We start from the raw sequence: 12326 nt of genomic DNA on the forward strand, positions 1-12326 counted from the left end.
GAACGTCACACCATGTCCGTCCTGAGCACCGAACTCGTCGCCGAGACCCCGTACGTCTGGCGCGCCAGGAAGCCGGGGAGCCGCCATCGGCTGATCTGCTTCCCGCACGCGGGCGCGGGCGCCACCACCTACGCCGACTGGGCACCCCTGCTGCCGCCGGAGATCGAACTGGTCGCCGTGCAGCTGCCGGGCCGCCAGAACCGCATCGCCGAGAAGCCCTTCACCGACGTCGCCCCGCTGGTCGGGGTGGTCGCCCAGGCGCTGCGCCCCGTCCTCGGCGGCTCGTTCTCCTTCTTCGGCCACTCCTGCGGCGCGGCGCTCGCCTTCGAACTGGCGAAGACGCTGCGTACGAAGGGTCTGCCGGGCCCCGCGCGGCTGTTCCTGTCCGCGCAGCCCGCGCCCGGCGCGACCGGGGTCCGCCACCTGCACGACCTGCCCGAGGACGCGTTCCGCGCCGAGATGATCGGGCTCGGCGGCATCGACGAGGAGATCGCCCGGGACGAGTTCGTCATGGACTCCCTCCTGCCGGTGCTCCGCGCGGACTTCAGGCTCTGGGAACGCCACCGCACCGCCCAGGATCCGCCGCTGGACTGCCCGATCACCGTCCTGGCGGGCGACGGCGACCCGCGCGCGCCCAAGGAGACCGTGGACGGGTGGCGTAACCAGACGAACGCCGAGTTCGGCACCGTCTTCTACCCCGGCGGGCACTTCTACTTCCTCGACTCGCCCGGCGATGTGATCGCGCTCATCGCCGAGCAGACCCTCGGCGCGCCGGAGCGGAGGCCCGCATGACCGTCCACGATGCCGAGGGAATCGACGCCCTCGCCGCGGCCGTCCTGGAGGTGCCCGGCGTCCACGACGCCGTAGCCGTGGTGCGCAAGGCCGTACGAGGGGCCGCGCCCCGGCCCGCGGCCACACCGCCCGCACGGGAGCCGGAACCCGTGGACGCGCCCCCGGCCGACCTCGACGGCGGGCCCTTCGCGATCCCGGAGGGAGCCCCCACGACGCTTCAGGAGGCCCTGCGCGAGGCGGCCCGGCTGGCGCCGGACAAGGGGACGATCTACCTCACCAAGGGGCACGAGGACGTGTTCCAGAGCTATCCCGCGCTGCTCGACGCGGCGGAGCGGGTGCTGACGGGGCTGAGGGACGCCGGTCTGCGGCCCGGGGACGCCGCGCTGTTCCAGTTCGACGACAACAAGGCGTTCCTCACCGCCTTCTGGGCCTGTGTGCTCGGCGGCTTCGTACCGACCCCGGTCGGCGTCGCCACGACGTACGACGCACCGAACGAGACCAACCGCAAGCTGCACAACGCGTGGAACCTCCTCGGGCGTCCCGTGCTGCTCACCGACGACGCCACGGCGGACGCGCTGGCCGGGGTGCGCGCGCTGTGGGACGAGCCGGAGGTGCGCATCCTGACCACCCGGCGCCCTCGCCGACGGCCCGCCCGCCCGCGACTGGTTCGCGGCCACCCCCGACTCCCCGGTGCTCAACCTGCTCACCTCGGGCAGCACCGGCGTCCCCAAGTGCGTGCACCACACCCACGCGAGCATCGTGGCCAGGTCGCTGTCCGTCGCCCGGCACTGCGGGCTCACCGGCGACGACGTCAGCCTCATCTGGATGCCCTTCGACCACGTCACGGTCGCCATGTACAACGTGCGCGACGTGTTCGTGCGGTGCCTGCACATCAACGCGAAGATCGAGCATTCGCTGGGCGATCCGCTGCTGTGGCTGGACTGGGTCGACCGCTACCGGGCGACGAACCTGTGGGCGCCGAACTTCGTCTTCGCCATGGTCAACGAGTGCGCCGACGAGATCCGCACCAAGGGCTCATGGGACCTGTCCTGTCTGCGCGAGATCACCAACGCCGGTGAGCCGGTGATCGCCTCGACCAGCCACCGGTTCCTGGAACTGCTGGCGCCGCACGGGCTGGCCGCCGATGCCATGCGCCCGGTGTGGGGGATGTCCGAGACCTGCTCCGGGGTCACCTACGCCGCCCAGCACCTCCACGACCGCACCGCGGGCACCGTCGCCATCGACCCGTCCTCGCTCGGCGGGACCATCCGCCACCTCGACCCCGGTGACCCGCGCGCCGTGGTGCTCTCCACGGTCGGCCGGCCCATCCCGGGGGTCCGGCTGCGGGTGGTGGACGACACCGGCCGGGTGCTGCCGGAGGGCCGCATGGGCGAGCTGCGCATCCGCGGGCTGACCATGATGCACGGCTACTTCGCCAACGAGGAGGCGAACCGCGCGGCGTACGACGAGGACGGCTGGTTCCGCACCGGGGACCTGGCGTTCGTGCACCACGGCGAGATCGTCATCGCGGGGCGCAAGAAGGACCAGATCATCGTGCGCGGCGTCAACTACATGGCGCACGAGATCGAGAGCGTCGTGGAGCAGGTCGAGGGGGTGCGGGTCACCTTCACCGCCGCCGCCGGGCTGCGCGAACCGGGCGACGACTCCGACCGGCTCGTGGTCTTCTTCGTCCCGCTCCGGTGGGACCCCGAGGTGCTCGACGGTGTCACCGACGCGATACGCGCCACCCTCGCCCGCGAGGCCGGGATCGCCCCCGATCTGCTGGTGCCCGTCACCGAAGCCGAGTTCCCCAAGACCGGGAGCGGAAAGATCCAGCGGGGGGCGCTCCTGGACGGGCTGCGCGCGGGCGCGTTCGCGGGCCGGACGATCGGCGCGGCGCCCGATGAGGGCGAGGACCCCTGGGTCTTCCGGCGGCAGTGGACCGAGATCCCCGCGGCCCCCGACGCCCCGGACGCCGCCGGGACGGGCGTCCGGCTGGTCATCGCCGAGGAGGAGGACCGGGCGCGGCTGCGCGTCGACGGTCCGCTCGTCGCCGTCGACAGGGGAGGGGAGCCGACCCGGCGGGCGCCGGGCCACTACGCGGCCAGGACGCACGACCGCGGGGAACTGCGGCGGATGCTCGCGGCCGTGACCGCTGACCACGGCCCCATCGGCACGGTCGTCCTCGCCCCGCCGCTGTCCGGCGGCGCCGACCCCCGCGCGCGGCTCGCGGCGGCGACCGCGGAGCTGTCCGCCCTCGTCGGGGCGCTGGCCGACGGGGAGTTCGGCCACCCGCTGCTGCTCCTCGTCACGGCGGGCGCGCAGTACGTACGCGACGGGGACACGGTCGACCTCGGCACCTGCGCCCTGCCCGCCCTGGTACGGACCGCCGCGGCCGAGAATCCGCGGCTGGTGATCCGCCAGCTCGACCTGCCCGCCGAGGCCGACGCGTGGCCCGCGGCCCTGAGCGCCGAACTGGCCGACCGGGACCGCACCGGCGTCGTCGCCGTACGCGACGGACGGCGCAGGCAGCCGCGCCTGGCACCGGTCGAGCGGGACGGCGCTGACCCCGCGCCGCCGCTGCTCGCGGGCGGTCTCTACCTGGTCACCGGCGGACTGGGCGGGATCGGGCACGACATCGCCGGCTATCTCACCGCCGCCTATGGTGCGCGGCTGCTGCTTGTCGGCCGGTCGCCCGCCGACGGGGAGAAGGCCGCCCGGCTGGCCGAACTCACCGCTCTCGGCGAGGTCGTGTACCGGCAGCTCGACGTCACGGACGCCGCCGCGCTGGAGGCGGCGGTCACGGACGCCGAGACGCGGTGGGGCCGCCCGCTCGACGGGGCGCTCCACCTCGCGGGAGCGGACCCCACGGGCCAGTGGGCCGACCTCGAACGGCATACGGTGGCCAACGAGTCGGGGGAGGTCTTCGCCGCCCAGTACGGGGCCAAGGTGGCGGGCACCCTCGCCGTGGCGGAGGTGCTCGCCACACGTCCCGACGCCTCGCTGGTGCTCTTCGGCTCCGTCAACGGAGAATTCGGCGGCCATTCCTTCGGCGCGTATTCCGCGGCCAATGGATTCCTCGCCGGATTCGCCGACCACTGGCACCACGAACGCCGCAGAGCCGTCCACTGCCTCGCCTGGAGCATGTGGTCCGGAATCGGAATGAACCGCGATCAGCCCGCCGCGCCCGCCCACAGCCGCGGTTTTCGTTCCATCGACGCGCCGGACGGTCTGCGGCTGTTCCTGGAGGCGATTTCCGTGCCCCACCACTATCAAGTCGTGGGCCTCGACGCGGCGAATCCCGCGGTCATGGACGAATTGGTCCCGGAACAGCTGCGGACCGGCGAGGTGCTCGTCGCCTACACCGCCGACGACATCGACCCGGAGACCGTGCGCGCCGCCGTCGCACCGAGCACCCGGGACCGTCCGGTGCCGGTGCGCCTGGTCCGGGTCGACCACCTGCCGCGGGACGCCGCGGGCCGGGTCGACACCGCCCGGCTGCTCGCCGAAACGGCGGTCGGCAAGCCCGGACGCCGTACCGTCACGCCCCCCGCGGACGACCTGGAGCGCCGGGTCGCCGCCCTCTGGTCCGAGGCGCTGAACTGCCCCGAAGTGGGCAGGGACGACTCGTTCTTCGACCTCGGCGGCAACTCCGTCCGGGCCACGCGCCTGCTGGCGCTGGTCGACGACGCCTTCGCGGTCCGGGTCCCGACACAGCGGCTCTACGAGAACCCGACCGTGCAGGCGATGGCGGCCGTCGTCGCCGAGGCCACCGCACCCTGACCGCCCCGTACGTGGACCAAATCATGCCACCAGGACATCGGCCCACGCCCGGGGGCTCGTTCGCGGTCCTATCCGCTTGACCCCGCGCCCCACGGGCCGGAAGTATTCACCGTGAATTCCGCGGCCCGCCCGAGAGGAAATCCGCGCGCGGCGCGAGGTGAACCGGAAATACGGCTCACCTGTTCCGAGATTCCCGAAACCCCACGACCGTCGAACCGTCATGCGCCGTCGACGTCCGGGTCCGTACGTGTTTTCGGCCCGTCTGCGCAGGAAGACCGATCGAGGAGTAGACGCGAAATGATCCCTCTGTCCTTTGCGCAGCGCCGGCTGTGGTTCATCGACCGCTTCGAGGGACCGTCGGCCACGTACAACATCCCGTTCGTACTGCGCCTGGACGGAGCACTGGACACCGCGGCCCTGTCCTCCGCCCTGCGCGACGTCGTCATCCGCCACGAGAGCCTGCACACCCTGTTCGTCGAGGACGCCGACGGCATGCCCGTGCAGCAGGTCCGGCCCGCCGACGAGGTGCTGATGGACGTACCGGTCGTGGACGTGGCATCCGAGGGCATCGACGGTCTGGTGATGGAGGCGGCCGCACACCGGTTCGACCTCTCCACCGAGATCCCCGTGCGGGCGACGCTGCTGCGCGGCGGGCCCTCGGAACACGTCCTGGTGCTGGTCGTGCACCACGCCGCCGCCGACGGCGAGTCGATGGTGCCGCTCAGCCGGGACCTGGCCACCGCCTATGCCGCGCGGCTGCGCGGCGAGGCACCCGGGTGGCCCGAACTGGCGGTCCAGTACGGCGACTACACCCTGTGGCAGCGGGAACTGCTGGGAGAGAGTGACGACCCCGGGAGCCTGCTGTCCACTCAGCTCGCCTACTGGCGGGACGAGCTGGCGGGCGCACCCCAGCAGCTGCGGCTGCCCACGGACCGCCCCCGCCCGTCGGAGGCCGGCCACCGGGGCGACGCCGTCGTGTTCACCGTCGACCGCGAACTTGTCGCCGCCGTACAGGAGTTGGCGCGCTCCCGGGGGCTGACCCTGGCCATGGCGATGCAGTCGGCCCTGGCCGTTCTCCTGCACCACCTCGGCGGCGGCGAGGACGTGACCATCGGGTCCACCATCGCGGGACGCACCGACGAGGCGCTGAACGACCTGGTCGGCTTCTTCGTCAACACCTGGGTGCTGCGCACGGACCTGTCCGGCAACCCCACGCTGGAGCAGGTGCTCGACCACGTCCAGGACAAGGCGCTCAGCGCCTACGACCACCAGGCCGTACCCTTCGAGCGGCTGGTCGAGGCCCTGAACCCGGAGCGCTCCACCGCCTACCACCCCTTCTTCCAGGTGATGTTCAGCTGGCAGAGCGAGGCCAGGATCGACCTCGACCTTCCGGGGCTCACCGCCACCCTGGAGGCTGTCCCCACGGGGACGGCCAAGTTCGACCTGGAGTTCAACTTCGCGGCCGTCGAGGACGGTGTGCGCTGCACCCTCGAATACGCGACGGACCTCTTCGACCGGTCCACCGCCGCGGCAGCGGGGGAGCGCTTCGTCCGCGTACTGCGCCACCTCGTCGCCGAGCCGGGCGCGCGGATCGGCGCGATCGACGTGCTGTCCCGGGCCGAACGGGAACTGCTCTCCGGCCGCAACGAAACAGCCGCCCAGCTGCCCGGGGTGACCGTCCCCCAGCTGTTCGCGCAGCAGGCCGCCCGCACCCCGGACGCGGTCGCGGTCACCTCCGGCACCCGCGAGCTGACCTACCGGGACCTGGACGAGCGGGCCGACCGGCTGGCGCGGGAGCTGGTCCGGCGCGGCATCGGCCCGGAGTCGCTGGTCGGGCTCGCGCTGCCGCGCTCCGCGGACCTCGTGACCGCCATGCTGGGCATCCTCAAGTCCGGCGCGGCCTACCTGCCCGTGGACCCCCGCTACCCGAGCGCACGCCTCGGCCTCATCCTCTCCGAGGCCCGCCCCGGGCTGATCCTGACCGACGCCGAGACCGAGGCGGTGCTGCCCGAGGGCGGCGCCCCCCGGCTCCTCCTCGGTGACGTGGACCTGGAGCACGGGACGGCGGATGCCCCCGCGGTCGCCCTGCGCCCCGACCACGCCGCCTACGTGATGTACACCTCCGGCTCCACCGGCACCCCCAAGGGCGTCGTGATCACCCACCGCGGGGTCGTCAACGGAGTGACCCAGCTGGCGTCGGCGATCGGCCTGGCCCCCGGGTCGCGGATGCTGGCCGGTACCTCGGTCAACTTCGATGTGTCGGTCTTCGAGATCGTCACCACCCTGACCACCGGGGGCACCGTCGAGATCGCACGCGACGTGCTGGTCCTGGGGGAGCGGGACGGCTGGTCGGGCAGTGTCATCAGCACCGTTCCGTCGGTCTTCGCCGAACTGGTCGACGGCATCGCGGACCGCACCGACGTCGAGTGCGTGGTGTTCGCCGGTGAGGCGCTGCCCGCGTCCCTCGTCCGGCGGGTCCGGGACGCCTTCCCGGGCGTCCGGGTGGTCAACGCCTACGGGCAGAGCGAGAGCTTCTACGCCACGACGTACACCGCCCCCGACGGGGCCACGCCGGACGGCTCGGGCAGCGCGCCGATCGGTGCCCCGCTGGGCAACATGCGGACCTATGTGCTGGGGCCGGGCCTGACCCCGGTACCGCCGGGCGTCGTGGGGGAGCTGTACGTCGCGGGCGAGGTGGGCCGCGGCTACCACGAACGGCCCGGCCTGACCGCCGGGCGGTTCGTCGCCGACCCGTTCGGGAATCCCGGGGACCGCATGTACCGCACCGGCGACCTCGCGCGCTGGAACTCCGAAGGCCAGCTGGAGTTCGCCGGGCGCGACGACGCCCAGATGAAGGTCAGGGGCTTCCGGATCGAGGCGGGCGAGGTCGAGGCGGCCCTGACCGCACACTCCGGAGTGGCACAGGCCGTGGTGACCACCTACGACCGGCCCGGCGGCAAACAGCTCGTCGGGTACGTCGTCTCCACCGGCGCGAGCGGCGGCAGCGTCGAGAACCTCGGCGAGCTGGAGGTCGACCTGACCGCCGGTGTCTCGGCGGCCGAGCTGCGCGCGTTCGTCTCCGAACGGCTCCCGGAGTTCATGGTCCCCTCGGCCTTCGTGATGCTGGACCGGCTCCCGCTGGCCCCCAACGGAAAGCTGGACCACGCCGCGCTGCCCGCCCCGGAGTTCACCGGGGGCGACTACCGGGCGCCGCGCACGGCTGCGGAAAAGATCCTGGCGGGGGTGTTCTCCGAGGTGCTGGGCCTGGAGCGGGTCGGCGTCGACGACGACTTCTTCGCGGTCGGCGGCGACAGCATCCGCTCCATCCAGGTGGTCTCCCGCGCCCGGGCCCGCGGGATGGACGTGAGCCCCCGGCAGATCTTCCAGAGCCGCACGGTGGCGGAGCTGGCCGCGGTGGTGGGCGCCGGCGCCGATGGGGATGCGGGCGGGGTGCTGGCGGAGCTGGAGGGTGGCGGTGAGGGGTGGATGCCTCTGCTGCCGGTCTCGGAGTTCGTGCTGGGCCTTGGTGGCGGTGTGGGCCGGTTCGCGATGTCGGCCGTGGTGGACGTCCCGGCGGAGGTGGACGAGGCCGGTTTGGTGGCCGTGTTGGGTGCGGTCGTGGATCGGCACGATGTGTTGCGGTCGCGGTTGGTGCCGGGCGGCTTGGTCGTGGGGCCGCGGGGTTCGGTGGATGTGGCGGGGCTGGTCCGGTGCGTGGCATCGGGCGGTGACGTACAGCGGGAGCTGGATGACGCTGCGGGGTTGCTGGACCCTGCGGCGGGTGTGATGGCGCGGTTCGTATGGCTGATGGACGAGCGCCAACTGCTGGTGGTGCTGCACCACTTGGTGGTCGATGGGGTGTCGTGGCGGGTGTTGTTGCCGGATCTGGCGGAGGCGTGGCGTCTCATCCGTCAGGGCGAAGTGGCGGAGTTGGCCGCGCCGGTGACATCGGTGCGGCGCTGGGCTCATGCGTTGGTGGAGGAGGCGGGCCGTCGGGAGCGGGTGGCGGAGCTGGGGGTGTGGCGTTCGGTGGTCGAGGGCCCGGACCCGTTACTGGGCTCGCGCGCCCTGGACCCCGCCGTCGACGTCCAGTCCGCACTGGACAGCCTGTGGGTGCGATTGCCCGAGACGGTCACCCACGCGCTCCTCTCCGACATCCCCGGCGCGTTCCGCGGAGGTGTGAACGACGGTCTGCTGACCGGGTTGGCGCTTGCGGTGGCCAGGTGGCGGCGAGCGCGTGGGGTGGAGGAGTCCTCGTCGCTGGTCAGGCTGGAGGGCCATGGCCGGGAAGAAGGTGTCGTCCCCGGGGCGGATCTGTCCCGGACGGTGGGCTGGTTCACCAGCGTGTTCCCCGTACGGCTGGATGTGGCGGGGGTGGATGTCGAGGAGGCGTTCGCCGGTGGTCCGGCGGCCGGTGTGGCGGTGAAGGCGGTGAAGGAGCAGCTTCTGTCGATCCCGGACAAGGGTCTTGGCTATGGACTGCTGCGGTATCTGAACGAGGAGACGGGCGCGGAGCTGGCGCCGTACTCGACGGGGCAGATCGCCTTCAACTACCTGGGCCGTTTCTCCTCCTCCGACATGCCCGAACACCTCCGCGGCCTGGGCTGGACTCGCTCCCCGGGCACGGAGGGGCTGATGCCGCGGCTGGACGACGACATGCCCGCGATGGCCGCCCTCGACATCAACGCCTATGTGACGGAGGGCGAACGGGGACCCCGGCTGACCGCCCGGTTCGGGTTCGCCCCCGGCGTACTGTCCCCCGAGGACGTCCAGGAGCTGGCGGACCTGTGGTGCGCGGCGCTGGAGGGGCTGGCCGGGCACGCGTCCCGGCCGGACGCCGGAGGGCTGACGCCTTCGGACGTCCCGCTGGTGCCGGTGCGGCAGAGCGAGATCGACGGCTGGGAGGAGCGGTATCCGGGGCTACGCGACGTATGGCCGCTCACCGACCTCCAGTCCGGCCTGCTCTTCCACGCGCTGCTGGCCGGCACCACGTTCGACGCCTACCACATGCAGATGGTGTACCACCTGGCCGGACGCGTGGACCCCGACCGGCTGCACGCGGCCGGGCAGGCGCTCCTGGACCGCCACGCCAATCTGCGTACCGCCTTCGTGGCGAACACCACCGGCGAACGTGTCCCTTTCGTCATCGACGGGGTCCAACTGCCCTGGCGCCACCTCGACCTGACCACCGCCGATGCACCCGAGCGCGACAGGCACTCCGGCCGCTTCTTGGAGGAGAGAGCAAGGACGAGGACTGATCACTTTCGAACCCGGCCCGGCCTCCGCTGCTGCGCATGACGCTGCTGACGACCGCCCCCCGACGCTCCGAACTCGTCCTCACCGCCCACCACGTACTGATCGACGGCTGGTCCGTGCCGCTGCTCATGCGTGACCTGCTGCGCCTTTACGGGGCCGGGGGCGACCCCGCCGTACTGCCCGCGAGACCCGGCTACCGCGACTTCCTGGCCTGGCTGTCAGGAGGACCGTACGGCCGCCGCCCGCGCCTGGGCCGCCGAACTCGACGGGATCGACGAGCCCACGTTCCTCGCCCCTCACGCCGGGACGCGGCTCCACACCGAGGTGGGCCAGGTCGGCGGTCCCCGTACCGGCCGAACTCGCCCGCGCCCTCGTCCGGCGCGCCGCCCACCTGGGCATCACCCTCAACACTCTCGTGCAGGGCGGCTGGGCCCTCCTGCTCATTTTTTCTTATCGGACGGCCGGACGTGGTGTTCGGCACCACCGTCTCCGGCAGGCCGCCCGCCGTGCCCGGCGTGGACGAGATGGTCGGCATGTTCATCAACACCCTGCCGGTGCGCGCCGACTGCGCCCCCGGCGCGACCGTCGCCGATCTGCTGACCGGGCTCCAGGAGCGGCAGGCGGTCCTGCTGGACCACCACCACTACGGACTGGCCGACATCCAGCAGGCCATCGGGCTGCCCTCGCTCTTCGACACCGCCGTCGTCTTCGAGTCCTATCCGGTCGACCGCGCCGGGATCAGCGCCGCGCACGACGAGGCCGAGGTCGCGATCACCGGCATCACCCCGTTCACCGGCAGCCACTACCCGCTGGTGGTGACGGCCGACGCCGACCCCCATCTGAGGGTGGCGCTCCAGTACCACCACCATGTCTTCGACCACGAGACGGTGACCGGATTCGCCGCCCGCTTCGAGCGGGTGCTGCGGCAGCTCGCGGAGGACCCCGGGCTGCTGGTCGGCCAGGTCGATGTGCTCGACCCGGCCGAACGGCAGCAGTGGCGGGCCGAGTGGCACGCCGCCACCCGCCCCGTCCCGGCCGTCTCCTTCCCCGAACTCGTGCGGGCGCAGGCCGCCGCGCGCCCCGACGCCATCGCCGTCGAGGACGACCGGCAGTGGCTCGGCTACGGGGAGCTGGAGCGGCGCGCCAACCAGCTCGCCCACCATCTGCGCGGGCTGGGAGCGGGCCCCGAGCGGGTCGTCGGGCTGTGCGTCGAACGGGGAGCGGACCTGATCGTCGGCCTGCTGGGCATCATGAAGGCCGGTGCCGCGTATGTGCCGCTGGACCCCGGCTATCCGGCGGACCGGCTGGCGTTCATGCTGCGCGACTCCGGCGCCGGTCTCGTGGTGGCCGAGCCCGGCACGCGCTCCGCCCTGGGCGCCACCGACGCCGTCGTCGTCGACCTCGCCGAGGACGCGGACCGGATACGGCAGCAGCCGGTGACCGTCCCCGAGGACGGGCCGCGCGTCACCGACCTCGCGTACGTCATCTACACCTCCGGCTCGACCGGCCGCCCCAAGGGCGTCCTCGTGACCCACGAGGGCATCGCCAACCTGGCCGCCGACATGGCCGACCGGCTGCGCATCACCCCGGACAGCCGGGTCCTCCAGTTCGCCTCCGCCAGCTTCGACGGCGCCGTCATGGAGGTGCTGATGGCGCTGCCCAACGGCGCCACGCTCGTCCTGCCGCCGCACGGCCCCGTCATCGGGGAGGCCCTCCACGGCTTCCTCCGCGAGCGGCGCATCACCCACACCCTGCTGGTGCCCTCCCTGGTGGCCACCCTCGACCCCGAGGGTCTGGACACGTTGCGCACCCTGGTCGTGGGCGCCGAGGCGGCCTCGGGCGACCTGGTGGCCCGCTGGTCAGCCGACCGCCTGGTGGTCAACGCGTACGGGCCGACCGAGACCACCATCGTGGCGACCCTCAGCGAACCGCTGAGCGGCTCCGCCGTACCGCCCATCGGCAGCCCGGTCGCCAACACCCGCGTCCATCTGCTGGACCATGCCCTGCGGCCGGTGCCCCCGGGCGTCGCCGGCGACCTGTACATCGCCGGACCGCATCTGGCCCGCGGCTACCACGGCCGGACGGCACTGACCGCGGAGCGGTTCACCGCCGACCCGTACGGCGAATTGGGCAGCCGGATGTACCGGTCCGGCGATGTGGCGCGGCGGCGCGGCGACGGCACGCTCGAGTACATCGGCCGCGCCGACGATCAGGTCAAGATCCGCGGCTTCCGCATCGAACCCGGCGAGATCGAAGGCGTGCTGGGCGGCCACCCGAAGGTGGCGCAGGCCGTGGTGACCGTCCGGGACACCGGCTCCGGCGGCCGCCTGCTGGTGGCGTACGTGGTGCCCGCGGCCGACGACACCGGACGGCTCACCGCGGAACTCCGTGAGCACGCCGAGGCCGGTCTGCCCGCCCATATGGTCCCGTCGGCCTTCGTGCTCCTGGACCGCCTGCCGACGACCGCCAGCGGCAAGCTGGACCGGGCCGCCCTG

4 protein-coding genes and 1 pseudogene are annotated in these 12326 nt (G+C 72.7%); all 5 read left to right on the top strand.

Annotated features, from left to right (window positions below; all coding sequences use genetic code 11):
- Positions 1–12 precede the first annotated feature (12 nt).
- The gene (locus SSOG_RS38455; RefSeq protein ID WP_009719712.1) at positions 13–792 is read left to right on the top strand and encodes a thioesterase II family protein; all 780 of its coding nucleotides are present in this window, start codon (positions 13–15) and stop codon (positions 790–792) included.
- A 684-nt stretch (positions 793–1476) separates the two neighbouring features.
- A pseudogene (locus SSOG_RS38460) lies at positions 1477–3933 on the top strand (SDR family NAD(P)-dependent oxidoreductase); the annotation flags it as partial.
- A 168-nt stretch (positions 3934–4101) separates the two neighbouring features.
- Positions 4102–4575 (top strand): phosphopantetheine-binding protein, encoded by a 474-nt coding sequence (locus SSOG_RS57655; RefSeq protein WP_281048209.1) that lies wholly within the window; start codon positions 4102–4104, stop codon positions 4573–4575.
- 297 nt (positions 4576–4872) lie between these two features.
- On the top strand, positions 4873–9873 hold the full coding sequence (locus tag SSOG_RS47205) for a non-ribosomal peptide synthetase (protein ID WP_050800097.1): 5001 nt from the start codon (positions 4873–4875) through the stop codon (positions 9871–9873).
- A partial coding sequence (locus SSOG_RS38465; protein ID WP_154686125.1) for a non-ribosomal peptide synthetase occupies positions 9870–12326 on the top strand: 2457 nt, incomplete at its 3' end. The genes SSOG_RS47205 and SSOG_RS38465, both read left to right, overlap by 4 nt.

Source organism: Streptomyces himastatinicus ATCC 53653, from assembly GCF_000158915.1.
Taxonomy (GTDB): domain Bacteria; phylum Actinomycetota; class Actinomycetes; order Streptomycetales; family Streptomycetaceae; genus Streptomyces; species Streptomyces himastatinicus.

What these genes read in the sequence shown, in the direction of transcription:
- SSOG_RS38455 (WP_009719712.1), top strand. Translation starts at nt 13, where the DNA reads ATGTCCGTCCTGAGCACCGAACTCGTCGCCGAGACCCCGTACGTCTGG.
- SSOG_RS57655 (WP_281048209.1), top strand. Translation starts at nt 4,102, where the DNA reads ATGGACGAATTGGTCCCGGAACAGCTGCGGACCGGCGAGGTGCTCGTC.
- SSOG_RS47205 (WP_050800097.1), top strand. Translation starts at nt 4,873, where the DNA reads ATGATCCCTCTGTCCTTTGCGCAGCGCCGGCTGTGGTTCATCGACCGC.